This is a genomic window from Sphingorhabdus wooponensis (assembly GCF_003933235.1).
Lineage (GTDB): Bacteria > Pseudomonadota > Alphaproteobacteria > Sphingomonadales > Sphingomonadaceae > Sphingorhabdus_B > Sphingorhabdus_B wooponensis.
Genome location: NZ_RWJI01000001.1, coordinates 14,042 through 39,294 on the forward strand (window position 1 = coordinate 14,042; position 25,253 = coordinate 39,294).

Sequence of the window (25,253 nt, forward strand, 5' to 3'; positions counted from 1 at the left end):
GAGATATATAAGAAATCGGAGCAAAAAAATGCGTGCAGTTGGTATCATCGGGGCGGGTCAAATGGGCGCAGGCATTGCGCAAGTGAGTGCTGCTGCTGGCTATCATGTCTATCTATCGGACCTTGACCTTGCCAAGGCCGAAGCAGGCAAAGCGTGCATTGCAAAGGCGCTTGCCCGGCTGGTTGCCAAAGAGAAAATGGGGCAGGACGAAGCCGACGCATTATTGTCACGCATTGAACCCGTCGCCAGCTATGCACCCATGGCGGATGCAGGGTTGATCATCGAAGCTGCGACTGAGCGTGAGGACATTAAGCGCAAGATATTTGAGGCGGTGGGTGCAGTTCTTAGCGAGCAAGCGGTTCTGGCATCGAACACATCATCCATTCCCATCACGCGGCTGGCGCAGTCATCGCCCGACCCCACACGCTTTATTGGCGTCCATTTCTTCAATCCCGTGCCCGTCATGGGCCTGATTGAGATCATTCGCGGGCTTGCGACCACCGACGCCACTGTCGACGTCGTGCGCCAATATGGCGAGGCGCTGGGCAAGCAATTGGTCTTTGCCAATGATGCGCCGGGCTTCATCGTCAACCGCGTCTTGATGCCGATGATCAACGAAGCAATCTTTGCGCTTGGTGAAGGCGTGGCCAACATGCGTGATATCGATACCGCGTGCCAGCTTGGCCTCAATCACCCGATGGGACCTTTGACTTTGGCGGATTTTATCGGGCTCGATACCTGTCTTGAAATCACCAATGTGCTGTTTCAATCGACGGGTGATCCCAAATTCCGTCCTGCGCCCTTGCTACAAAAATATGTGGAAGCCGGATGGTATGGCCGCAAGGTGAAGCGCGGATTTTACGATTATTCCGGGGACGTGCCCGTGCCGACACGCTGAGGCTTACGCGCGTCGCGCCTTCACAAAAGCTGCCTCAAGATCAGCGATCAAATCGTCGGTGTTTTCCAAACCGATTTGCAGCCGAATGAGCGTGCCGTCTTTTTCCCAAGCCACGGCCGACCGGTATTTTTCAGGCTGGACGGGCAAAGCCAAGCTTTCAAAGCCACCCCAGCTATAGCCGATGCCGAACAGGCCGAGGGCGTCTACAAAGGCGGCGGCAGTGGCGGCGTCGCCCTTATGAATGAACGAAAACAAGCCTGACGCGCCGGTAAAGTCACGCTTCCAAATTTCGTGCCCCGGGCATTCTGGCAGTGCGGGGTGGAAGACGTTTGCAACGTCTGGCTGTGTTTGTAACCATCGCGCAACCTGGAGCGCCGACGCCGCATGTGCCTTCATCCGCACGGATAAGGTGCGTAGGCCGCGGCTGGCGAGATAGGCATCATCTGGGGACACTGTCTGGCCAAGCTGTTGCGCGGTTTGGCGCAATCGCGTCCAATATTTCGCATGCGTGGTGACGCTGCCCATCATGACGTCGCTATGGCCCACAATATATTTGGTGCATGATAAGATTGCCATATCGATGCCCTTATCGAGCGCCGTGTGGAAATAAGATGTCGCCCAAGTGTTGTCGAGCACAGTGACAACATTATTTTTTTTGGCCGCTGCGCATATGGCGGGAATATCTTGCACCTCAAAGGTCAGGCTTCCGGGCGATTCCAACAAGATCGCCTTAGTACGGTCACAAAATAATGTGTCATAGTCAGTGGTAAGCGGGTCGAAATAGCGCGTCTCAACCCCGAAACGCTTCAGAAATCCGTCGGCCAAAGAGCGGCTTGGATCATAAGCATTGTCCGTCATTAACAAGATGTCACCGGCTTTTAAGACCGATAACAATGCGCAGGCAATAGCAGCTACACCGGAGGGGTAAAGCATCGTTCCATGTGCGCCGGGCTCCATCTCTGTGAGCGCCTCAGCCAACGACCACTGCGTCGGCGACCCGCGCCGCCCGTAGAAAAAGCGACCATCTTCGTTCGACGTCTTGCCAGCTTCAAGCGCGGCGACATTGGGGTATAAATGCGTACTCGCGCGCCAAATGGGGGCGTTGACAACGGGGCCAGTTAACGCTTCCCGTCGTCCCGCGGTGACTATTTTCGTAGAGGGCTTTTGGGGCTTGTCAGAGCTCAAGCCGCACCCTGCGCTTTTGGGGTGTTCGCGTCGAGGCCCCATTCGGACCAGCTTCCATCATATAACGCCACATCGGTTTTGCCGGTCATGCGTGCGCCAAACAGAACAACCGCCGCCGTCATGCCGGACCCGCAAGTGGTGATCATCGGTTTGTTCAGATCCACGCCTGCGTCGGTAAAGGCCCCAGTCAATTCCGCGCCGCGCTTCCATGTTCCATCTGCTTTGAAAAGCTGACCAAAAGGTAAGTTACGGCTGCCCGGAATATGTCCCGAAGCCATTTCGGGCCGTGGCTCGGCCTCTTCACCCGTAAAGCGGCCAGCACCGCGTGCATCGACCACAACTGCGTCTTTGCTGTGCAAATTGGCTAGCATGTCGGCCTTGTTGCGCACGGCCTTGTCATCTTTCCACACCGTAAAGTGGCGGTGGCGCAAATTGGGCTTACCTGCCTCCAATGGCCGGCCTTCAGCCTTCCACTTGGCGATGCCGCCATCGAGAATTGCCACATCATGCGCACCGAATAGCGTGAGCATCCACCACGCGCGGGTAGCAGACTTGAAGGGGCTGTCATCATACACAACGATACGGCTGCCATCACCAAGCCCAAGCGATTGCATACGGCTCGCGAATTTTTCGGGTGGCGGTAATGTGTTTGGCAGGCTGCTATTGGCGTCAGCAAGCTCTTCCAAATCCATGAACACGGCCGATGGAATATGCCCGCCTTCATATTCTGCCTGCGCATTGCGACCCGCATCGAGCATAAACCATGTTGCATCGACGACGCGAAGGTCGGACGCGCCGATTTCATTCGCCAACCAATCGGTGCTTACTAACAATTCCATGATGTCGTCCTTGCCCGCATGTTTGATTCTTATTCGGGGCAGGATAAGCCGCTTTTACAAACTATCCAAGCGTTTCCAGAAATTGTTGCGCCTGTGTCCGAAGCTTTACTTTATCTGTATCCGCCATCCGGTCCCAATTTTTATATGGCATTGCCATGCGTGGGTTTTTGCGCAATTCCCCTTCGTTGCGTGCAATGAATTCCCAATATAAAGCGTTGAAAGGGCATGCTTTTGGTCCAATGCGTTGCTTCACGTCATAACGGCAATGTGTGCAATAATCGGACATGCGATTGATATAAGCGCCGCTCGCCGCATAAGGTTTGGAAGCGAGCATGCCGCCATCGGCAAACTGGCTCATGCCCAGACTGTTGGGCAATTCTACCCATTCATAGGCATCAGCATAGACCGCGAGATACCAAGTATGCACCTGTTTGGGGTCCAACCCCGCCAACAAAGCGAAATTGCCGGTGATCATCAGCCGCTGAATATGATGCGCGTAGCTATGCGCGATTGTCTGGCCAATGGCTTGCGATAGGCAATGCATGTCGGTTTCGCCCGTCCAGTAAAATTCGGGCAGAGATCGCGTTGCGTCCAGCGCGTTGCTGTCCACATATTCGGGGCCAGCATGCCAGTAAATGCCGCGCACATATTCGCGCCAGCCAATGACTTGCCGGATAAAGCCCTCGGCTGCATTAATCGGAACCTTTCCAGCCCGATATTCCATCTCAACCGCGCGGCACAATTCTAGCGGGTCAAGCAAACCCGAGTTGATATAGGGGGAGAGGATCGAGTGCCATAAAAACGGCTCGTCCGTGAGCATCGCGTCCTGATAATCGCCAAAATAGGGCAAAGCATACGCCAGGAAATGTTGCTGCTGCCGCAATGCATCTGCACGGGTCACCGCAAAGCCGAATGTGTCCGTCAGTCCTATGTTATCCCCATAACGATCCTCGACCATCTGGATGACCTCTTTCGTCACGGCATTGGGCGGAAAATGCAGCGGCTTTGGCATAGTCAGGTCGCGCTTGGCGGGCTTGCGATTCTCAGCGTCAAAATTCCATTGCCCACCTTCGGGCACATCGCCGTTCATGAGAAAGCCGGACTTGCGGCGCATATCGCGATAGAAAAATTCCATGCGCAATTGCTTGCGGTCCTTGGCCCAGCTTTCAAATTCGCCATGGGTGCACAAAAATCTATCGTCGGGCAGGATGGTTACCGGAATATCAAAGCGGTCGGGCCAGCTATCGAGCATGGCCTTTACGCGCCATTCGCCCGCTTCTGTCACACGCAGCGCGGAGATTTTGCGCCGCTCAATGGCGCGCGCAACTTCCCCGGTGAGGCTCCCGCTATTATTTGCATCGCTTAGTTTTACGTAATCGACCGTCCAGCCTGCCGCACCCAGATCCTCGGCATGGTGGCGCATAGCAGAGAGAATATACGCCATTTTGGATTTATGGTGTGGTACATATTCCGTTTCTTCGTCCACCTCCGCCATCAAGATGACGCATGCTTTTTTGTCCTGCCCCGTCAAAGAGGACAGGCCGTGGCTGAGTTGGTCACCAAATATGGGAATCAAAATTGTCATGTTGGCGCCATAGCGCGGGGCGCATGCAAGGACGATACAGGGTTTCCAGAAAGACAAAGGCGTGCTGTTTGGATGGCGCCTGCTATATTTATTCCCGTGTCATTGGCGATATCTGGCATCACCCGTTTGCTTCGCGCCGCGAAACGGCTAAATGCGGCATCATGACTGATATATTAAAGCCTAAATTTCTTGGTGCGCAAAGCGCGCTGCCCCAAACGCCAGAAGAAGCGCAACTGGATTATGTGCCCAATCCACGCCCAGGCACGCTGTATCTCGCGCGCTTCGCAGTGCCTGAATTTACCTCGCTCTGCCCCGTCACGGCACAGCCGGATTTTGCGCATTTGGTGATCGATTATGCGCCAGATGCGACTATCGTAGAATCAAAATCATTAAAGCTTTTCTTGGGTTCATTCCGCAATCACGCTGCCTTTCATGAAGACTGCACCGTTGGCATCGGCCAGCGTCTTTTCTCGGAAATGAAGCCCCATTGGTTGCGGATCGGCGGCTATTGGTATCCGCGCGGCGGCATACCGATTGATGTGTTCTGGCAATCCGGCGAGCCGCCCAAGGGTTTGTGGATCCCCGATCAAGGTGTTCAGCCCTATCGCGGCCGCGGCTAGGATAGATATTCGGCCCGCTAAATTATGTGTCAGTAGCCATGCAGTTCACCGTTGCCGCATGCTAGTTCCTCATCTCGTCGACGCTCAAGAATCGTTCGTCGCAAAAAATCGGTAAATGCTGTTCTCGACTGAGGGCCTGCTTTATCACTTCTGCATGGCCCATATCTTAAAAGTTCGAGGAAACCGTATCCAAAGTTTCGGCCGCAAAGGCATGGCCTCATTGGCGATATTGTCCCTGTTGTCGGCATGCGTTGCTGCAGAACGCGCACCATCACGAACACCTGCGCCAGCCGCGAAAAATGCACTGCCTTCGCAAAAGCCTACGACGCCCGCCCTTCCGGTTCGTCCGTCGGTTGTTCGCGCACCTGTCGGATTGGAAAATCTTCTAGATGACCAATGGCGCGCTTTTCCTGGCCGCACGGGCGTTGCTATTATGCGTATTGATGGTGGCGAATGGATAACCGGCAAACGCGCAGATGAGCTTTTTCCCCAACAAAGCGTATCCAAAACATGGGTGGCACTGACGATTTTGGACTTGGTCGACCAAGGGAAAATCCGCCTGGACCAAAAAATACGTATCACGCGCGATGACCTTGCGGTCTTTCATCAACCCATTCGGGACCGCGTTATCGCTAATGGCGAGATTGACGTCACGGTGCTGTCGCTTCTCGAACAAGCGATTATCGGCAGCGACAACACCGCCAATGATTCTCTGCTACGCACGGCGGGTGGTCCGCAGGCTGTGCAAAATTTCCTGCTGCGTAAAAAATTGGGTGCCATTCGCTTTGGACCAGGGGAGCGTGCGATGCAAAGCGCGATAGCAGGGCTGGAATGGCGCCAAGAATATGCGATTGGACAGCGCTTTTATGCTGCGCGTGCAGAGGTGCCTTTGGCGACACGGAAAGCAGCATTGGATCGCTATCTTGCCGATCCCATCGACGGGGCTAGTCCTGAGGCGATTGTCCGCGCACTTGCGAAATTGGCAAAGGGCGAATTGCTTTCTCCTGCATCGACGCGCCTTATTTTGGGGATAATGTCACGCACATCAAGTGGTCCGAACCGGCTGAAGGCAGGGGTGCCTGCGGGCTGGCAGTTTGTGCACAAGACAGGCACGGGGCAAATTCTGCCACCGGTTGCAACGGGCTATAATGATATCGGCCTAATGACGGCACCTGACGGGACACGCTATGCAGTGGCTGTTATGATGGGCAGCACCACCGCATCTATTCCGCAGCGCATGGCATTCATGCAGTTTGTGTCACGTACGGTTGCTACATATCACGGACAATAATCGCCGACACGCATTCTGTTTAGCAAAGACATAGCCCATCTGTGCCGCAGACAAAGAAAAGGGCCGCCCTGTAAACAGGACAGCCCTTATCAAAATGCTTTCGTTTAGAAAGCGCGAATATTACTTCGCAGCTTCTTTCGCAGCGTCTGCAGCGGCGCCAGCTTCTGCAGCAGGTGCAGCAGCGTCAGCAGCAGGTGCAGCAGCGTCTGCAGCAGCAGCGTCAGTTGCAGCAGCGTCAGCAGCTGGTGCTTCAACAGCGGCGTCAGCAGCTTCTGTTGTTGCTTCTGTTGTTGCTTCTTCAGCACCTGAGCAAGCGGCCAAACCGAGCGAAGCGGCAAGAACGAGAGATACAGCAATTTTCTTCATATGGGAAACCCCCTAGCAAAACTTATGAAAACCTGACAGGCACGTTGCAAGATTTGCAGCTTGCCTGCGAAAAGCCCTCTAGCTCGTTCATAATTCGCTGGCAATGCGCTTTTTCACTTCAGCAAAAGGTTATCTAGCTGATTTGGACTTATGTCTACTATAACGGTAGAAAATGTGGCGAATTTGTGCGGATTGACTTGATATAAAGAATTCTTTATATCCCTAACAAATGATCAATTTATTAAATATCATGCGGGCCTTGGCCGACCCTACGCGATTACGAATCGTGTTTCTAGTGCGTCGGTTGGAGCTGTCTGTGGGTGAATTGGTCCAGATACTCGACCAAAGCCAGCCCCGTGTATCCCGGCATATCCGTATTCTGGATGAGGCGGGGCTTTTGGAGCGTCGCAAGGAAGGAAGTTGGGTATTTTTAAGGCCAAGTGGCCTGTTAACGGACGGCTCGCTCGCATCTTTACTAGCAGAGGCTGATGTCTCGCAGGCAAAGGCGTTCCAGCGGGATCTACTGCGACTGGATGAAGTCCGCAACGCGCGCACCGCCATGGCGGCACATTATTTTGCAGCGCATGCGGATGAGTGGGATTCACTGAGATCATTACACATTGCCGATTCGGAAGTTGAGGCGCGCTTGGCGCAAGTTCTGCACAGCGCCCCCTTGGGCCGCGTTCTTGACGTCGGCACGGGCACCGGGCGCATTGTTGAATTGTTCGCAGCAGACGCCAGTCGGCTTGTGGCGATAGATAGCAGCCCCGAAATGCTCCGGCTGGCGCGGGCGAAAATTGCCAATTTAAGTCCCGAAATCGCTAGTAAAGTTGATATAAAGCTAGGCGACTTCAACATGCTGCCCGTGGGGAATGGTGAATTTGACACGGTCATCTTCCACCAAGTCTTGCATTATGCCCAGCACCCCGAAGCTGTCATCGCCGAAGCAATCCGCACGCTTGCACCCGGTGGCCGGCTCGTGATTGTTGATTTTGCGGCGCATGATCTAGAAGAACTCCGCACGGTCCATGCCCATGCCCGCCTTGGCTTTTCGGATGAATTCATGAAAAAGGCATTTACCAATCACGGCCTCCAGATGGTGCACCAAACCGCACTTGAAGCTGGCGCATTGGTGGTCAAAGTCTGGATGGGCGAAAAAATCTCGGCCCAGCAACCGCGCCCCACGAATAACATCAACCCCAAAAACAATTTAAGGATCGTCGCATGATTCTCCCACTTGCACAGATGCAGGAGGCCAGCAGGGCTATTGCCTCTCCCCTTTTTGCGGGGCTTCCCGGTGATTGCGAGATCAGTTTCGAATTCTTCCCGCCTAAAACGGAAAAGATGGAAGAGCAATTATGGGATTCGGTCGTGACCCTATCACCGCTGGGGCCACGCTTTGTCTCGGTCACTTATGGTGCAGGCGGGACAACCCGCGAACGCACGCATAACACGGTTGCGCGTATTGCCCGCGAAACCCAAATTCCGGCTGCCGCTCATTTAACCTGTGTTGAAGCATCCAAGAGCGAAATTGCTGATGTCGCCAACGCTTATTGGGAAGCCGGGGTTCGCCATATTGTCGCACTGCGCGGGGACGCCCCTAATTCTGACGGCAAATTTGTGCCACATCCCGACGGCTATGCCAGCGCTGCGGAATTGGTCGAAGGTTTGCGCAAACTGCATCCGTTTGAAATATCGGTCAGCGCCTATCCCGAAACCCATCCCGAGGCCCTTTCAGCAGCTTCAGACATTGATTTTCTGAAGCGCAAGCTGGATGCCGGCGCGAGCCGCGCGATTACACAATTCTTTTTTGAACCCGAAACTTTCTTCCGTTTCCGGGATGCGGTTGCAGCGGCCGGTATTGATGCAGAGATTGTGCCGGGTATCATGCCTGTGTCGAACTTCGCCGCGATTACCCGTATGTCGCATCTGACGGGCACGGCGATACCTGATTGGATGGCGGACGTGTTCAATGGATTGGATGATCATCCGTCCGCACGGCAATTGGTGGCGGCTACTGTTTCGGCCGAAATGTGCCGGAAATTATATGCAGGCGGTGTTCGGGAATTTCACTTTTACACGTTAAACCGTGCCGAATTGTCCTACGCCATTTGCCATTTGCTGGGCAAGCGACCCACTGCTTTAGCGCAAAAGGCCGCAGCATGAGCGCGCGTGAAACCTTCGTCGCCCGCGCGGCGCAACAGATATTGGTGTTCGACGGGGGCTATGGCACCGCGATCCAAGGCTATAAATTGTCCGAGGCGGATTATCGCGGCGAGCTTGAACTGACGCATGATCAAAAGGGCAATAATGACCTATTGTCGATCACGCGTCCGGATGTCGTTGGCGCAATCCATAGCGCCTATCTCGACGCTGGCGCTGATATGATCGAGACCAACACGTTCAGCGCAACCAAAATCAGCATGGCCGATTATGGCTGCGAACATTTGGTACGGCAGTTGAACATGGAGTCAGCGAAGCTAGCCCGCGCCTGTTGCGACGCGGCAGAGGCGAAAGATGGCATAAAGCGGTTCGTCGCGGGATCGATTGGCCCGACTAACAAAACCCTGTCCTTGTCGCCTGATGTCAACGACCCCGGCTATCGTGAGATAGACTTTGATTATCTGAAAGATGTCTATCGCGAACAATGCGACGCGTTGATTGAAGGTGGTGTCGATTTCCTGTTAATCGAAACCATTTTCGACACGCTCAACGCCAAATGCGCGGCGATGGCGGCGCAAGAGGCTGCTGCAGCCTGTGGGCGCGATGTACCGTTGATGATATCCATGACCATTACCGATATGGCAGGCCGGAATCTCTCAGGCCATACAGTGGAAGCATTCTGGGCTGCGATCCGCCATGTCAAACCGCTGACCATCGGGTTGAATTGCTCCTTTGGCGCAGATCTGTTGCGACCGCATCTGGCTGCCTTGTCCAAACAAGCCGACACGCTTGTGATGGCCTACCCCAATGCAGGCCTGCCTAACGATTTGGCGGAATATGATGAGCTACCCGAAACCACGGCGCAATTGATTGGGCAATGGCTTGACGATGGGTTGGTGAATATCGTTGGCGGCTGTTGCGGCACCACGCCTGCGCATATCGCCGCAATTGCCAAGGCGGTGGCGCATCGTGCACCGCGCGCCATTCCCAAGGCAGATATTGTCACCCGGCTGGCGGGGCTTGAACCCTTCGTCATGGCCGCTTGAACCTTATAAAGCAGAACAAAAAATGTCCTCCACCACGTCCTCTTCCCGCTTCGTCAACATTGGCGAGCGCACCAACGTCACAGGCAGTGCCAAGTTCAAAAAATTGATCCTCGCAGGCGATTATGAAGCCGCGGTTGAGGTGGCACGCGACCAGGTCGAAAATGGCGCGCAGATTATTGATATCAACATGGATGAAGGCCTGCTGGACGCGCATGAAGCGATGACCACTTTCATCAAGCGCATCGCGGCGGAACCCGATATTGCGCGCGTCCCGTTAATGATCGACAGCTCCAAATGGAGCGTGATTGAGGCCGGGCTGAAATGCGTTTCGGGTAAGCCCATTGTGAATTCGATCTCGATGAAAGAAGGCGAAGAGGCTTTCTTGCATCACGCGCGCCTCTGCATGGCTTATGGTGCTGCGGTTGTGGTCATGGCGTTCGATGAAACCGGGCAGGCTGACACGCAAGCGCGCAAGGTCGAGATTTGCAAACGTGCGTATGACTTGCTGATCGGCATCGGCTTTCCGCCGGAGGACATTATCTTCGATCCCAATATCTTTGCTGTGGCAACGGGGATTGAGGAGCATAATAATTACGGTGTCGACTTTATCGAGGCGGTACGGGAATTGCGTATCCTATGCCCACATGCGCATTATTCGGGCGGGCTTTCCAACCTGTCTTTCAGCTTCCGTGGCAATGAACCCGTGCGCCGTGCAATGCACTCCATCTTCCTCTATCACGCTATTCCTGCTGGCTTGGACATGGCCATCGTTAATGCCGGGCAGTTGGACATTTACGATGACATTGACGCAGAACTGCGCGTGGCGTGCGAAGATGTCATCCTCAACCGCGACCCTGATGCGACTGAGCGCCTGATCGCGCTAGCCGAAAGATATCGCGGTACTGATGTTGCACAGGAAAAAGCCGAGGCTGAATGGCGCGGCTGGCCTGTGACCAAAAGGTTGGAGCATGCCTTGGTCAAGGGCATCGATGCCCATATCGTCGAGGACACCGAAGAAGCGCGACTGGCCATCAAAACGTCTGGCGGTCGCCCGATTGAGGTGATTGAAGGGCCGTTGATGGACGGCATGAATGTCGTGGGCGACCTGTTTGGGTCAGGCCGTATGTTCCTGCCGCAAGTGGTGAAGTCTGCGCGCGTGATGAAGAAAGCGGTCGCGCATCTGTTCCCTTATATTGAGGCCGAAAAAGAGGCTGGTGCCAAAGGCAAGGGTAAGATCATCATGGCGACCGTGAAGGGCGACGTGCATGACATTGGCAAGAACATTGTGGGCGTTGTCTTACAATGTAATGGCTTTGAGATTGTCGATCTCGGCGTCATGGTTCCGTGGCCGACAATCTTGCAAGCAGCGGTCGAACATGATGCCGATATGATCGGGCTGTCGGGCCTTATCACCCCTTCGCTCGACGAAATGGTGACCGTTGCCGAGGAAATGGAAAAAGCGGGCATGTCGATGCCGTTGATGATCGGCGGCGCTACCACCTCGAAAACGCATACGGCCTTGCGCATTGAACCCGTCTATTCTGGCCCCGTCATTCATGTGCTGGATGCCTCGCGCGCTGTCGGGGTCGCCGGTACATTGGTCAGCGACACTATGGCGGACAAGTTCGTTGCCGACACCCGCGCCGAATACAGTCATATTCGCGATGCCCGCGCGGGCAAGACGGCGAAGCCGCTCGCTACGTTGGAAGAAGCGCGCGCCAATGCCTTTGAAATAGATGAAAGTCTAAAACCAGCGGCGCCGCAAAAGCCGGGCGTTCATGTCTATGATGATTGGGATCTGGCTGACCTGCGCAACTATATCGATTGGACCCCCTTTTTCCGCGCGTGGGAATTGCACGGTAATTATCCCGCGATTTTGACGGATGAAGTTGTCGGTGAAAGCGCGACCAACTTGTTTGCCGATGCCAATGCGATGCTCGACAAGATCATCAACGAGAAATGGTTACGCGCCAAGGGTGTGGCTGGCCTGTGGCCCTGTCGGCGCGATGGCGACGATGTGCTTGTTTATTACGACAAGACGCAGGCGCATGTCCGCTTGCCGTTCTTGCGCCAGCAAATCACGAAGCGCGAAGGCAAAGCGAACATGTGCTTGGCCGATTTCATCAGCCGCGATGGCGATTGGATTGGCGGATTTGCAGTGACTACAGGCCATGGTATCGAAACGCATCTGGCGGGGTTCAAAGCCAATATCGACGATTATTCGGACATCATGCTGAAGGCGTTGGCTGACCGCTTGGCGGAGGCCTTTGCCGAGCGGATGCACGAACATGTCCGCAAAGATCTATGGGGCTATGCCCCCGATGAACAATTCACGCCTGAGGCACTGAACCGTGAAGAGTATCGCGGTATACGGCCAGCACCTGGCTACCCAGCCTGTCCAGACCATAGCCTGAAGCCGACATTGTTCGATCTGTTGGATGCGACATCCACGACGGGCATCGCCTTGACCGAAAGCTTTGCCATGTTGCCGACCGCTGCTGTGAGCGGTCTGTATTTTGGTCACCCGCAATCTGAATATTTTGGTGTCGCGCGTATTGGCGATGATCAGGTGTCAGATTATGCAGCGCGCCGTGGGTTGAACCTTGACCGTGCACGGCAATATTTGCGGCCCAATCTCAACGAATAAGGATTTCAGTTGTCCTAACCCAAAGCGCGCTTCGGGAATGGTTTATAGCCGGTTGAAAACAAATCCGGCAAACCAACCGAGCAGCAGCGAGACAAGCACCGCCATTGCGCCATAAAGCAGCGCATAATCCTGTGCCAAGATAGTGACCAATTGTTCGAACCCGGTTTTCCGGATCCGGACTTCAACATTGTCGTCGGCGACAATCACGCGGCCATCACGAATGAGCAATGTTTCCGCCGTATAGACACCGACCGGCACGCTGGATGGAATGTTGAGGCGCGCGCGATATAGCACCTGATCAGTAATCTCGACTGTGCCGGCCTCTTGGCGGAAAAGGCCGTTACGGCGATTTAAATCGACTAATCCATCGACAAAACGTCGTTGTTCGGTGGCGTTGACCTCCCCACTGGGGGATAATTGTAGGCGATCAAGGCCAAGCTCGTAAATCGCGGCTGTTTTGCTGTTGACGATTTGATTCAGCGGCCGTGACGACGCAATGGCATAATATGCGGGAACGGACCGAAAATCGGTGCTGTCGGCGTTGACCCAGATGCCAGCAATTTTCTGCTTTTCCCGTAATGTTACGGAGCGCATTGGTCCGCGTAGAACAACAGCAACATCCACTTGCCCCTCTGGTGCCACGCCGCGCGGGTAGATGATGGCCCCGAATAACAGCATTTCGGCGCCGGTGAATCCGGACTGAATATTGATTTGCCGTTGCGAGACATCCGGCACCAGCTTGGGCACATTTTGCGCGCTCGCGCTTATCGGCAGCAAAAGGATTAAAAGGACGAAGAAGCGGATCATAGGGCCTGCAACGTGTAAATTTCGTCAGGACGCCAGCCGAGGCCAAGCGCCATGCGGATGGCCACAAGCAGAACGATCGCGGCGAGAAAAAGACGCAAATATTCTGGGCGCATACGCTGCGCCAGACGCGCGCCGATTTGCGCACCAGTCACACTGCCGATAAGCAAAAACACCGCGAGCACGATATCAACCGCTTTGGTTGTCAGGCTGTGCATCATCGTTGATGCCATCGTTACAAACAAAATTTGAAACAAGGATGTCCCCACCACGACCTGTGCGCCCATGCCCAACAGATAGAGCATGGCTGGGACCATGATGAAGCCGCCGCCCACGCCAAGCAGCATGGTCATGATACCTGTGATAAAGCCCAATATCAGCGGCGCGATAGGCGAAATATACAGACCGGAACGATAGAAACGCCAGCGCATGGGCAAATTGGCGACCAACGGATGGTGTCGGCGTTTGGCCGCAGCAACCGGTTTCCCTGCCCGCACGGCCAAAACGCTAGTTAAGCTTTCCTTGGCCATCAAGCCACCGATGCTGCTCAACATCAGCACATAAAGGATGTTGATGACGGTATCGATCTGGCCAAGCGATTCCAATATTTCAAATATCGCTGCGCCTGCGCCCGTGCCGAATATACCGCCGACCACGAGCACGCCGCCCATCTGAAAATCGACCCCGCCGCGTTTCATATGTGCAAAAACGCCCGAGACGCTAGCTCCGGTCACTTGCGTGGATGCTGACGCAGCGGCAACCGCTGGCGGGATACCGTAGAATATCAGCAAAGGTGTTGTCAGGAACCCGCCACCGACGCCGAACATACCCGACAGCACGCCGACGCCGCCACCCAGTAGGATGATCACCAGCGCGTTGACCGACAGATTGGCTATGGGAAGATAAATATCCATGATCGACTACCGGACCCTAACGGCATTTGACGGCAGGATAAAGGCGGCGTTTTAGAAACTGGTGGACAAGGTGACAGTCGGACCATCGCCGGGCGTTGCCTTGCCCGCAACACGAAAGCGCCAGCTTGCGTCAAGCCGCAGTGATGCAGCACCAGCCTGCAGGTTCGCGCGGACAGATGGCCCCATGTCGACCCGCATGATGTTGCCTTGGCCGCCCGCCCATGCGCCGGCACCTGCGTTCAACGAAAAGCCTTCGTTGCGGGCCAGGTTTTTCAATGCGTGCAATTGCGCATCGGCAAATGCACCGCCAGATTTGCCCGTGACAAACCCGGCCTGTCCATATCCGTCGAGCGCAAAGCCCAAGGGCAATGAAGCGCCTTCATGTCCGCCAGATACAAAAGCCGCAACGACGTCGGGGCGATCTGGCCGAAAGCGTTGTTCTATCGATAATTGTGCTGGAAACCTGTTCGATAGATGCCACAACAGTCCCGTGGCCCATTCACGTTCGCGCGGGGCATTATGGGCAACCGACGCACGCCCGACAAATGAAACAGGCGTAACGCTGCCATAACCTTTATGTCGCAGCAGCGGGACTGTCACCAACAGCGCGCTTTGACTACCGCCATATTGTCCGTTGCCAAGCACCCCTGGCGTTGTATCGCCCTGCCGCCAGAAGCTATACGCATATATCTGGATTGGATGCATGGAACCGCGCTTTTTCGGGGACTCAACTAAGGCCGAGGATATAGGATATGGGGTCTTCTCATCAGGCACCCAATCACCACCGATTTTGTATATTGTCTGTTTTGAATCAACGTAAAGAGGCTCAATGATCTCTGGGAGCAGAGCCGCAACACGACCTTTTTTGTTATTGGCAGCGCTTTTGGTTTTTGCAGCCATATTGCCGAGCAGCCTTCCCCGGACCAGTTGAGTGACAGGTTGGGCAATTGCGTTAGCTGAAGTATATTGCCGAGCTGTGACTTGCTTTGCGCCGTCGGTGATGAGGGTAAATCCAACCCGCACAGTCACCCAAGTTGTGCATAATAAGGCGACAAATCCAAAGGCCTTGCCGCGCATCAGCCGCTATGCGCCAACTTATCAGGCATGAAGTGATGCGCAGTCTTGTCCCATGTCAGCGGCGCACCAAAACAATGCCGCAGATAATTGGTGCAGGCGCGCCGCATAGCCATGATGGCAATGACATTGCTGACGATGCTTCGGGGGACGGATAGCAAAGCCTCTTTCGGGCCGTATAATGCAGCCACAAATCCGGCACGCACCGCAAGCCGCCACAGCAAAAAAGCCGAGTTTAGCCAGAGCAATATGATAATTTCCGCACGCATTGCGGGTGGTTGATATAAGCCTTGAACTTGCGCAGCGGCCAATATGGCGGTGAGCAAGAGGCAGATATATCCAGCGATGACTACAATCGTTCCGAAAATCGATTTGCGATCTTGGCATAGCATCCATTTCTGCGCGATGTTTCCTTTCCAACCGAGCCTGTCCCACCCCGCCAGTGCAATACCTGTCAGCCAACGGGTTTTTTGGCGCACTGACGTTTGCAGCGTATCGGGGAAGCATGATCTGGTGCCGACCAATCTGCCTTCATGGTCCCATATCCGCGCCATGATGGTGCGCCCGCCCGCCGCACCCATTCTGATGCCGAGTTCATAATCCTCTGTCAGGCTGTGTGCATCGAAGGGCCTACCGCCGTTTATCTGTGCAAGATGTCCCATGAGCCTGCGTTCAATGGCACATGCTACACCGGCCAGCGGCAAGGACGCGCCTAATGTTTCGCGTACCACCAAATTTTTGCCATGCGCTTCGGCAAATTCGTCGCAATAATGACCGCTAATCCATCGGGAGCTGGCGGTGCGTATTGGGATCACCGGTAATTGCACAGCGCCCACCCGCGATATTAAGCAATTGAAAACCAGCAGTTCATCCGCGTGCACGGAGTCTTCTGCATCATGCAATATAACGGCCTTTGCTGTATATCCTTCGGCAATTTCGTCTGCGCGCAATGCGCGCCATAATCGGTTGAGACAATCGGCTTTGGTGGTGGGGCCGTCATGTTCGACTAAGACGAGGCGGATGTCGGCATTACCACGAGCTGCGTCAATAATCGCGGTCGCCGTATAAGGATCATTCGGGTAGCAGCCGACGAATATGCGATACCGACCTGCCCATGTGGACCATTGGCGCATGCAGTTTTGTAGCATATCGCCAATGACGTCCGCCTCCCTCCAAGCAGGCACAAAAACCGCAAGTCGTTTATGGTCAACTGGGTCTGCAAGTTGGTTCACCGTCAGGGGCAGCGCGTGCCGGCAAAGGTGCAGCCGCCGACAGATGTAGCGGCCAATCCAGATGACGTCGACACACAGATCATCGATCGCGCCAATCAATATCCAGAAGGCGCTGAACAGAAACAGCTCATATTGTAGCATTTCTAGAAAAGGCAAAATCCATTCTGACAAAGGTGCAGCCCCATTGTGGCCGCAACCTCAGTCACGCCCACCATTAAGTGAATTTATTGATCACCAAGCGTGAATTACCGACCTATGCTCAGTTCATATTGGCGGTCTTTGTGCGTGCCGGTCACCATCACCCACAATATCGGGATTGCCCAAAAAGACAGCAGTGCTTGGAAGGATTTTGGTACAACATCGGGGATAAACAGCGTTGCAAGATGCGTCGCAACCGCGACGATTTGAAACCCTAATGCCCAAATTGGCCAAAATCGGTTGCTGGCCAGCGCCAGCATGACCAACGCGAACAGGCACCCAGCGTCGACTGCAAACAGCCCCAGCGAGGTTCCCGCCCAGCTGGGGCTCATGCGTACCGCCGCCACGGTAGATATAGATGCCACGATAAAGATGGCCGATCCTGCCTTCCCCGTGCGGCCACCATTTTTGCTGGCATAGGCAGCGCACAACAAAAGCGCAGAGTAAAATGCCAGCAATATCGTATCCATGCTTTTGCCTGTCTTCTTTATGCTAGCCGATAACGGGCAAGCATATCTTAACTCAGCCGTTTACAACCCGAAGAGCGGACGGCCGGGTTAGCGGACCTGGAGCGCATCCAAAGTTAATCTCTTGCAAGTTGCTATCCCGTTGCGCGACCGCAATCTTGCGGTGGGCATGCATAAATCCTTTGCGCGCATCGACCATTTTGGTGAGACCATTGGCGACACCTTCAATGGCAGCCTGCGACTGGGCCAAGGATGCGTCGGAATGACGGCATGCATCAATAACGGAATATGTAAGGGTGGCGAGATCCGCGAGAGCCTTATCAATGGCCAAATGTGTGGAGGTAATGTCCAATGCCAATTGCTTGGCTGTCTCATGCTCAATATGTACCATGTCGAAGTTTCCTCATGTTCGAGGCATCTTCAACCGATGGGGAGGCAGCTTATTGAAGCAGTCGAAACGTTCCCGTCAAAACAACAACAACAAAAGCCATCACCACCGTGCTGAAAAATGCCAAATTCAGCGCAAGAACCAGAATTTCCCTGCTGGATAATTCATGTCTTTCCCCCCCGATGGGCGGCACGGAAATGAACGAAAGTATTTTCGACAATTTCCGCCGCCACTCGTCGGGAAGAGTGTTTTGGCTACCGGCATCGTCGGTCGATTCAAGCATCGACGTCTCGTATACGAACCGTTGGGATATCCCGTTCTGGTCGAGCGCTGCGAAAATCTTGGCCGCCTCTATGCGACTGGCAGCATTTAACTTGCGTCTTGCGGCATCAAGCCGTTGATCCACAGTGAATGGAGATATGCCCAATGTCCGGGCTATTTCTTTAGAAGTGTGGTGCTGCTCCACCAGCCGGAGGCATGCCTTTTGACCCTCGGTCAAGTGAAGAGGTGACTGTGCGCTCATCGAAATGTTTTTTTCGACAAAAGACTTTTTGGGCATTATTTTGGCCATGGTCCTTGCCCCCTTAACCAAGGTTATAAACAGAGATAAGTTGCTAAGGCAAGGCAATTGCAGCATTTTTCGCCTTTGCTTGCCATCTTTTGGTCGAGTCGCCATAAGCAATGATGATGATAGAAACTATAAAACAACCCCCCAAAAATTCTGCTTTACGGGCCTTTTTGTCGAGTGAAGCGGCGGGCGGCATTTTGTTAATGGCGGCCGCGGCATTGGCCATGATTTTTGCGAATTCACCAATTGCTGAAAGCTATACTCATTTTTTAAATTTGGTAATCGGGCCTGAGTTGACACCAAAGCTTGGCCCGATGACCGTACACCTTTGGATTAATGACGGTCTGATGGCGATATTCTTCTTGCTCGTTGGGCTGGAGATTAAGCGCGAATTTGTGGACGGACATTTGTCGACTTGGGCTGACCGCACGCTTCCAATGGTTGCGGCTGCGGCAGGGATGATAGTTCCGGCGGTAATATATCTTGCGGTTGCAGGCGGCGACCTCACGTTGCAGCGTGGATGGGCTATACCGGCTGCTACTGACATTGCCTTTGCTATTGGCGTGCTTGCCCTTTTGGGCAGTCGAGCGCCCGCTTCACTGAAACTGTTCCTGACGACCGTTGCCATTGTTGACGACATGGGCGCAGTGGCGATCATAGCTTTATTTTATACAGCTGAGTTAAACATGACCGCGCTGATCGCGGCAGGTGGCATTTGGGTCGCGATGATGTTGCTGAACCGTTTTCGGGTAAATGCCCTGTGGCCCTATCTCATCCTCGCTGCCTTATTATGGTATGCGACATTATTGTCCGGCGTACATGCTACTATTGCGGGCGTGATGGCGGCATTTACCATTCCTTTCCGCCGGACGCTGGCCGCACCTGACGCCGAAGATTCGGCACTTCACCGGCTGGAGCATGGGCTGGTAAAGCCCGTTGCCTTTCTTATCGTACCTATTTTTGGGTTCGCCAATGCGGGTGTCTCTTTGGCGGGTATCAGCTTTGCTGCGCTTGCCGCACCGCTGCCGCTTGGTATCGCTATGGGCCTGTTTTTAGGTAAACAACTTGGGATATTCACCAGCGTCTGGCTGTCTGTCAAACTTGGCATTGCTGCACGTCCGGCACATGCAAGCTGGCTGCAAGTCTATGGCGTCGCCTTGCTATGCGGTATTGGCTTTACGATGAGCTTATTTATTGGCGGCCTTGCCTTCACGGGGCCGGATCAGGCCGATGATGTGAAAATCGGGGTTCTCATGGGTTCGCTTCTGTCTGCTATTCTGGGCTATCTTGTTTTGCGCTTTGCCGCGCCACAAAAAATTATTTCTGAAAGCACTATATGAACCTTCGCCACCTCATCCTTCTGCTCGCTTTGCTTGCGTCGGGTTACGCCATTGTTGCTCCTATTGTCCCTGTAAATACGGCTGCACCAGCGATGTCGATTGCTGATATTTCCGATGCCTATATTCGTTTGACGCTTGAGGCAGGTACGCATGAAGCGGAATATGTGGATGCTTATTATGGTCCGCCCGCATTGCAAGCGGCAGCCAAAGCAAATCCGAGGTCATTGGTACAATTGATTGCAGAAGCCCGCACACTGACCGCGGCGATTGATGCCGCTTTGCCTTCAATCACAGTAGATTCAGATCGCCGCCGTGCGGTTGCGTTGCGCGGCATGTTGATTGCGGCGGATACGCGGTTGCAAATGCTTCAGGGGCGGAAATTTGCATTTAATGATGAAGCCCGAGGCCAGTTTGCAACTGTGCCCGACTTGAAACCTTTAGCGCATTTTGACGCCATATTGGCCAATCTGGAAACCTTGATTCCCGGCTATGGGCCGCTCGCCGCACGCGTTGATGCCTTTAATGAGCGCTATGTCATTCCTAAGGACCGCTTGCAGCCTGTGTTTGATGCCGCAATTGCCGAATGTAGGCGCCGCACAGCGCAATATATTCAATTGCCAGCAGGCGAGGCATTCGTGATGGAGTTCGTCACGGGTAAGCCTTGGTCAGGCTATAATTATTATAAGGGCAATTATAAAAGCCTGATCCAAATCAATACCGACCTTCCCATCCGCATTAGCCGCGCGGTCGATCTGGGTTGTCATGAAGGCTATCCAGGCCACCATGTGCTGAACCTGATGGTTGAAGAACAAATGGCACGCAAAAACGGGTGGAAGGAATATGAAGTTAATCCGCTCTACAGCCCGACCAGTGTGTTATCCGAAGGCAGCGCTAATTATGGCATCGATCTGGCCTTTCCTGCGGAGGAACGCTTGGCTTTTGAGCGCGATATTCTCTACCCCATTGCTGGCCTTGACCCCAAATCTGCACAAGCCTTTTGGCAAATGCAGCAAATGACAGAAGCATTGTTGGGCGCGCGATTGACCATTGCAAGAATGTATCTCGATGGCGAAATTACAAGGCCGCAGGCACTCGAATTAACGCAGAAATATCTCTTGCTCTCCCCCGCGCGCGCGGAACAATCGGTAAAATTCACCGACCATTATCGCAGCTATGTGATCAACTATGGCTGGGGCAAAGATCTGGTCCGAGCTTATATTGAACGCGGCAATCCAGATACGACCGAGCGGTGGCGCAGGATGGAGAAAATATTGAGCGAGCCCACCGTGCCAGCGGACCTTCTGCCTTAACCCCAGTGTTTGCGAAAATAGACGGGCAGGCATATTTGTAGCTCGCGCGCGGGTAATCGCAATGTCGTCGCCACAAGCAAAAAGGGCGGACATTGCTGCCCGCCCTTGATTTTTTACATATTAATACAGCTTATTAAAGCTTGCCAACCAGCTCCGGTACGACCGTAAACAGGTCGCCAACGAGACCGATATCCGCGACTTGGAATATTGGCGCGTCTTCGTCCTTGTTGATTGCGATGATGACTTTGGAGTCTTTCATGCCGGCGAGATGCTGGATCGCGCCGGAGATGCCGACCGCGACATATACTTCTGGCGCAACGATCTTACCCGTTTGGCCGACCTGATAATCATTGGGCACAAAGCCTGCGTCCACGGCTGCGCGGCTTGCGCCAACGCCTGCACCAAGCTTGTCGGCCAAGGGCAAGATAGTCGCGGCAAAGGTTTCCGCATCCTTCAACGCACGACCACCTGATACGATGATCTTGGCTGAGGTGAGTTCAGGGCGTTCTTGCTTGGCAATCTCTGCCGACAGGAATTTTGAAGTGCCGGCGTCGCCAGTGCTAGCGACAGCTGCAATAGTTGCTGAACCACCGGTTTCTTGTGCCTTGGCAAAGGCTGTCCCGCGTACGGTGATAACCTTCTTGGCATCCGATGATTGCACCGTCGCAATCGCGTTACCGGCATATATCGGACGCGTGAACGTATCTGCGCTTTCAACTGAAAGAATGTCCGAGATTTGCATGACATCCAGCAAAGCCGCAACACGCGGTGCGATATTCTTGCCATTTGATGTGGCAGGCGCAAGGAACGCATCATGCGTTGTCATCAACGAAGCAACCAAGGGTGCAACATTTTCCGCCAATTGCTGTGCATAAGCCGCGTCATCGGCAACATGCACCGTGCTGACGCCAGCGATCTTAGCCGCTTCATCCGCAACCGCGCCACAGCCTGCGCCAGCAACGAGGATATGTACTTCGCCCAATTGCGATGCAGCGGTAACAACAGCTAATGTGGCATCCTTTAATGATGCATTGTCATGTTCGGCATAAACGAGGGTCTTCATGCGGCCACTCCCATTTCCTTGAGCTTTGCTACCAACGCATCAACGTCGGCAACCTTGATACCGGCGCTGCGCACGGGTGGTTCGACAACCTTCAACGTCTTGAGGCGCGGGCTGACGTCAACGCCATAATCGGCAGGTGTTTTCTGCACGAGAGGCTTTGCCTTTGCCTTCATGATGTTCGGCAAGGACGCATAACGTGGTTCGTTCAAGCGCAGGTCGGTTGTAATGATCGCTGGCATCTTCAACGCTACTGTCTGCAAACCGCCATCGACTTCGCGTGCGACATGCACTTCGTCGCTCGATACATTCACCGTATTGGCAAAAGTACCCTGCGGACGACCCGTCAACGCGGCGAGCATTTGGCCGGTTTGGTTGGAGTCATCGTCAATCGCTTGCTTGCCAACAATGACAAGACCAGGCTGTTCTTCTTCAACGATTTTTGCGAGGATCTTCGCAACGCCCAAAGGCTCAACATCTTCAGCAATAACCAAGATTGCGCGATCTGCGCCCATGGCCAATGCCGTACGCAGCGTTTCTTGTGCCTTATCCGGCCCAATCGACACAGCAATAACTTCGGTCGCAATGCCCTTTTCACGCAAACGCAACGCTTCTTCAACGGCGATTTCGTCAAACGGGTTCATGCTCATTTTGACATTTGCCAAATCAACACCCGAACCATCGGGCTTAACCCGCGGCTTTACGTTATAATCGATGACCCGCTTAACGGGGACGATGATCTTCATGTGCTCATCCTTCCATACCGACTCAATTAGGCAATTGGATGCCCGCTTAATCTGTTGCGCCTATGCTTAACGTTTACGTGAACGTCAAGTGCCTGATCTACGCATCCTATCAAGCATCTAACATGCTGACGATTCTTGCATCTTGCAGGAACCGTCAGGGGTAAGTTTTATGCCGCCTTGCGCACTTCCGCGACAATCTTCTCCGCTGCATCGCCAAGGTCGTTGGCCGATACGATGGGCAGGCCGCTATTGGCCAAAATGTCCTTGCCCTGCTGCACATTGGTGCCTTCAAGGCGCACAACCAGCGGAACCGACAGGTTCACTTCCTTGGCCGCGGCAACAATACCATCGGCGATGATGTCGCATTTCATGATACCACCGAAGATGTTAACCAAGATGCCCTTGACGGCAGGGTCCTTCAAAATGATTTTGAACGCAGCCGTGACCTTTTCCTTCGATGCGCCGCCGCCGACGTCCAAGAAGTTGGCAGGGAATTCACCGTTTAGCTTGATGATGTCCATTGTTGCCATGGCAAGGCCAGCGCCATTGACCATGCAGCCAATGTTGCCGTCGAGTTTAATATAAGCCAAATCATATTCCGAAGCTTCAACCTCTGCTGGGTCTTCCTCGGTCAAGTCGCGCAGTTCGGCGAGGTCCTTGTGACGGAACATCGCGTTGCCGTCAAAACCGACCTTGGCATCAAGCACCAGAAGCTCGTCGCCATTCTTACCTTCGCAAACCGCCAGCGGATTGATTTCGATCTGTTCGGCATCGGTGCCGATGAATGCGTTGTAAAGGCCGGCAAGAACGGTTTGCGCTTGCTTGGCCAAATCACCGGTCAGGCCAAGTGCCTTGGCAACGCTACGGCCATGATGGGGCTGCAGACCAGCGGCCGGATCGATGACGATAGTGTGGATCTTCTCGGGGCTGTCATGCGCCACGTCTTCGATGTTCATGCCGCCTTCAGTAGACGCCACAACCGCGATGCGGCTGGTCGCGCGATCCACGAGCAAAGCGAGGTAGAATTCCTGCTTAATGTCGGCGCCATCGGTGATGTAGAGACGGTTGACTTGCTTGCCTTCAGGGCCAGTCTGTATAGTCACGAGCGTGTTGCCCAACATGTCTTTGGCATGTGCCTCAACCTCATCCAAATTAAAGGCCAAACGCACGCCGCCCTTCGCGTCGGGACCCAACTCCTTGAACTTGCCCTTGCCGCGTCCACCAGCATGGATCTGCGATTTCACCACGTAAAGCGGGCCAGGAAGTTGTTTCGCGGCGGCAACCGCCTCTTCCACGCTTAATGCCGCAATACCAGCGGGCACAGCCACACCGAATTTTGCGAGCAGTTCTTTGGCCTGATATTCATGGATATTCATGGGAGATTACGTCCTCGATTATAAAGAGTTTCATCGGTTGCTTAAGCACAGACGGGCACTGAATGGAAGGGCTTGCGCGGATGTTTTTTGGTCCACGCAGAGGCGCAGAGCGCGCAGAGCGCGCAGAGGAGCATGGCTAAATCTCTGTGTCCTCTGCGCCTCTGCGTGAAAAATTTCAAAGCAGTAAATCAAGCGTCACCAAATCGCGGCGGAGCGAAGCTGCATCCGTAAAATGATGCGCAACAAAACCGTTGGCGCGGGCGCTAACGACATTGTCATGATTATCATCAATGAAGATCGCTTCGTCCGGCTTTAACCCGAAGCGTTTCAGTGCAAGCGCATAGATCGCCGGATCAGGCTTCACCAATTTTTCGACGCCCGATACGATTATGTCCTGAAAATGGTCGAATATCGGCTGGGTGGGGTGGAAACAATCCCAGAATTCTGCGCCAAAATTGGTTATGGCAAATAATGGCACGCCGCGTTGGGCGAGCTCTTGCACAATCTCCAGCGACCCTGACACGGGCCCTGGAATGGTCTCGTTAAAACGGGTGGGGTAAGCCGCAATCAACGCAGCATATTCTGGAAATTCAGCAATGCGCTCTGCAACCATGTCAGTTAAGGCGCGGCCTGCGTCATGCTGAAAATGCCATTCGGGAGTCACAACATGCGTGACGAAATATTCCAACATGTCCTTGTCGGCGATAAGCTTGGCAAAAAGATATCGGAGATCCCATTCGAACAATACTTTGCCGACATCAAAGACCACGGTGGTTATCTTCGTCATGCATTGCACCTCTTTGCAGGAAGGACGGAGACGGGGTTTGGGCGCAAAAAAACCGCCCGCGAATCAGATTCGGAGCGGCGTTTTGCCTGAACCATCTGCCCGCTTAGTGCGGGCAGGGCCAAATTAGCCCTGGCGCGCCTTGAAGCGTGGTTGGGTCTTGTTGATGACATAAGTGCGACCACGGCGACGAATCACGCGGTTATCGCGATGGCGGCCTTTGAGCGACTTAAGAGAATTAACGACTTTCATCGGATTTACCCGTCTAATAAATGCATAAAGCTTGAATTGAAGGCGCGCTCCTATGGGTCGGGCTTTAGAAAGTCAAGCGGGATTGGCCTTTTTTGCGGAT

At 54.0% G+C, this 25,253-nt stretch carries 26 protein-coding genes; 9 read left to right on the forward strand and 17 right to left on the reverse strand.

Annotated elements, in window-relative coordinates; genetic code table 11:
- Positions 1-28 precede the first annotated feature (28 nt).
- The gene (locus D7D48_RS00060; protein WP_125229366.1) at positions 29-898 is read left to right on the forward strand and encodes a 3-hydroxyacyl-CoA dehydrogenase NAD-binding domain-containing protein; all 870 of its coding nucleotides are present in this window, start codon (positions 29-31) and stop codon (positions 896-898) included.
- 3 nt (positions 899-901) lie between these two features.
- On the opposite strand, the gene metC is transcribed toward D7D48_RS00060, so the two are convergent.
- From metC to D7D48_RS00075, 3 genes are all read right to left on the reverse strand, one after another.
- Entirely contained in the window at positions 902-2,125 is a 1,224-nt protein-coding gene (gene metC, locus D7D48_RS00065; RefSeq protein ID WP_125229367.1) for a cystathionine beta-lyase, read from the reverse strand.
- Complete coding sequence (gene sseA / locus D7D48_RS00070) at positions 2,080-2,922, reverse strand: 3-mercaptopyruvate sulfurtransferase (RefSeq protein WP_125229368.1); 843 nt, start codon at positions 2,920-2,922, stop codon at positions 2,080-2,082. Before sseA ends, metC begins: the two co-directional genes overlap by 46 nt.
- Before the next feature lie 61 nt (positions 2,923-2,983).
- Entirely contained in the window at positions 2,984-4,507 is a 1,524-nt protein-coding gene (locus D7D48_RS00075; RefSeq protein WP_125229369.1) for a cryptochrome/photolyase family protein, read from the reverse strand.
- A gap of 161 nt (positions 4,508-4,668) precedes the next feature.
- Between D7D48_RS00075 and queF the strand changes: the two genes are divergently transcribed.
- Complete coding sequence (queF, locus tag D7D48_RS00080) at positions 4,669-5,127, forward strand: preQ(1) synthase (RefSeq protein ID WP_125229370.1); 459 nt, start codon at positions 4,669-4,671, stop codon at positions 5,125-5,127.
- Positions 5,128-5,338: 211 nt separating this feature from the next.
- Positions 5,339-6,418 carry a serine hydrolase gene (locus D7D48_RS00085; protein ID WP_245964281.1) on the forward strand — a complete coding sequence of 360 codons (1,080 nt, stop codon included), beginning with the start codon at positions 5,339-5,341 and terminating at the stop codon, positions 6,416-6,418.
- A 104-nt stretch (positions 6,419-6,522) separates the two neighbouring features.
- On the opposite strand, the gene D7D48_RS00090 is transcribed toward D7D48_RS00085, so the two are convergent.
- Complete coding sequence (locus D7D48_RS00090; protein WP_185739731.1) at positions 6,523-6,774, reverse strand: hypothetical protein; 252 nt, start codon at positions 6,772-6,774, stop codon at positions 6,523-6,525.
- 239 nt (positions 6,775-7,013) lie between these two features.
- Between D7D48_RS00090 and D7D48_RS00095 the strand changes: the two genes are divergently transcribed.
- From D7D48_RS00095 to metH, 4 genes are read left to right on the forward strand one after another with little or no spacing between them, the layout of a single operon-like run.
- Positions 7,014-8,012: an ArsR/SmtB family transcription factor gene (locus D7D48_RS00095; RefSeq protein ID WP_125229373.1), complete on the forward strand. Its 999-nt coding sequence runs from the start codon at positions 7,014-7,016 to the stop codon at positions 8,010-8,012.
- The gene (gene metF, locus D7D48_RS00100; protein WP_125229374.1) at positions 8,009-8,950 is read left to right on the forward strand and encodes a methylenetetrahydrofolate reductase; all 942 of its coding nucleotides are present in this window, start codon (positions 8,009-8,011) and stop codon (positions 8,948-8,950) included. The genes D7D48_RS00095 and metF overlap by 4 nt, the downstream gene beginning before the upstream one ends.
- Positions 8,947-9,993 carry a homocysteine S-methyltransferase family protein gene (locus D7D48_RS00105; RefSeq protein WP_125229375.1) on the forward strand — a complete coding sequence of 349 codons (1,047 nt, stop codon included), beginning with the start codon at positions 8,947-8,949 and terminating at the stop codon, positions 9,991-9,993. The genes metF and D7D48_RS00105 overlap by 4 nt, the downstream gene beginning before the upstream one ends.
- 22 nt (positions 9,994-10,015) lie before the next feature.
- Positions 10,016-12,640: a methionine synthase gene (gene metH, locus D7D48_RS00110; RefSeq protein ID WP_125229376.1), complete on the forward strand. Its 2,625-nt coding sequence runs from the start codon at positions 10,016-10,018 to the stop codon at positions 12,638-12,640.
- Positions 12,641-12,682: 42 nt separating this feature from the next.
- Here the strand turns inward: metH and D7D48_RS00115 are convergent, their stop codons facing one another.
- From D7D48_RS00115 to D7D48_RS10550, 8 genes are all read right to left on the reverse strand, one after another.
- Positions 12,683-13,447: a TIGR02186 family protein gene (locus tag D7D48_RS00115; RefSeq protein ID WP_185739732.1), complete on the reverse strand. Its 765-nt coding sequence runs from the start codon at positions 13,445-13,447 to the stop codon at positions 12,683-12,685.
- A complete protein-coding gene (locus D7D48_RS00120) occupies positions 13,444-14,358 on the reverse strand; it encodes a sulfite exporter TauE/SafE family protein (RefSeq protein WP_125229377.1) in 915 nt (304 codons plus the stop codon). Before D7D48_RS00120 ends, D7D48_RS00115 begins: the two co-directional genes overlap by 4 nt.
- Positions 14,359-14,409: 51 nt before the next feature.
- On the reverse strand, positions 14,410-15,063 hold the full coding sequence (locus D7D48_RS10475) for a hypothetical protein (RefSeq protein WP_125229378.1): 654 nt from the start codon (positions 15,061-15,063) through the stop codon (positions 14,410-14,412).
- A 371-nt stretch (positions 15,064-15,434) separates the two neighbouring features.
- On the reverse strand, positions 15,435-16,835 hold the full coding sequence (locus D7D48_RS00130) for a glycosyl transferase family protein (protein ID WP_245964282.1): 1,401 nt from the start codon (positions 16,833-16,835) through the stop codon (positions 15,435-15,437).
- Positions 16,836-16,909: 74 nt separating this feature from the next.
- Positions 16,910-17,332, reverse strand: coding sequence for a hypothetical protein (locus D7D48_RS00135; protein WP_125229379.1), 423 nt, complete (start codon positions 17,330-17,332; stop codon positions 16,910-16,912).
- Positions 17,333-17,384: 52 nt separating this feature from the next.
- Positions 17,385-17,720 (reverse strand): hypothetical protein, encoded by a 336-nt coding sequence (locus tag D7D48_RS00140; protein WP_125229380.1) that lies wholly within the window; start codon positions 17,718-17,720, stop codon positions 17,385-17,387.
- 49 nt (positions 17,721-17,769) lie between these two features.
- On the reverse strand, positions 17,770-18,288 hold the full coding sequence (locus D7D48_RS00145) for a response regulator transcription factor (protein WP_125229381.1): 519 nt from the start codon (positions 18,286-18,288) through the stop codon (positions 17,770-17,772).
- A gap of 43 nt (positions 18,289-18,331) precedes the next feature.
- On the reverse strand, positions 18,332-18,511 hold the full coding sequence (locus D7D48_RS10550; protein ID WP_245964407.1) for a hypothetical protein: 180 nt from the start codon (positions 18,509-18,511) through the stop codon (positions 18,332-18,334).
- Here D7D48_RS10550 and nhaA point away from each other — a divergent pair.
- Together nhaA and D7D48_RS00155 are read left to right on the forward strand one after the other, a co-directional pair.
- Positions 18,489-19,625: a Na+/H+ antiporter NhaA gene (gene nhaA, locus D7D48_RS00150; RefSeq protein WP_245964384.1), complete on the forward strand. Its 1,137-nt coding sequence runs from the start codon at positions 18,489-18,491 to the stop codon at positions 19,623-19,625. The genes D7D48_RS10550 and nhaA overlap by 23 nt on opposite strands.
- Positions 19,622-20,935: a hypothetical protein gene (locus tag D7D48_RS00155; RefSeq protein WP_185739733.1), complete on the forward strand. Its 1,314-nt coding sequence runs from the start codon at positions 19,622-19,624 to the stop codon at positions 20,933-20,935. The genes nhaA and D7D48_RS00155 overlap by 4 nt, the downstream gene beginning before the upstream one ends.
- 133 nt (positions 20,936-21,068) lie before the next feature.
- On the opposite strand, the gene D7D48_RS00160 is transcribed toward D7D48_RS00155, so the two are convergent.
- From D7D48_RS00160 to ykgO, 5 genes are all read right to left on the reverse strand, one after another.
- Positions 21,069-21,998 (reverse strand): electron transfer flavoprotein subunit alpha/FixB family protein, encoded by a 930-nt coding sequence (locus D7D48_RS00160; protein ID WP_125229382.1) that lies wholly within the window; start codon positions 21,996-21,998, stop codon positions 21,069-21,071.
- Complete coding sequence (locus D7D48_RS00165) at positions 21,995-22,741, reverse strand: electron transfer flavoprotein subunit beta/FixA family protein (protein ID WP_125229383.1); 747 nt, start codon at positions 22,739-22,741, stop codon at positions 21,995-21,997. Before D7D48_RS00165 ends, D7D48_RS00160 begins: the two co-directional genes overlap by 4 nt.
- Positions 22,742-22,908: 167 nt before the next feature.
- Positions 22,909-24,117 carry an ADP-forming succinate--CoA ligase subunit beta gene (sucC, locus tag D7D48_RS00170; RefSeq protein ID WP_125229384.1) on the reverse strand — a complete coding sequence of 403 codons (1,209 nt, stop codon included), beginning with the start codon at positions 24,115-24,117 and terminating at the stop codon, positions 22,909-22,911.
- A gap of 175 nt (positions 24,118-24,292) precedes the next feature.
- Complete coding sequence (locus tag D7D48_RS00175; RefSeq protein ID WP_125229385.1) at positions 24,293-24,904, reverse strand: HAD family hydrolase; 612 nt, start codon at positions 24,902-24,904, stop codon at positions 24,293-24,295.
- Between the two features lie 123 nt (positions 24,905-25,027).
- Entirely contained in the window at positions 25,028-25,153 is a 126-nt protein-coding gene (gene ykgO / locus D7D48_RS00180) for a type B 50S ribosomal protein L36 (RefSeq protein ID WP_125229386.1), read from the reverse strand.
- Between the last annotated feature and the right edge of the window lie 100 nt (positions 25,154-25,253).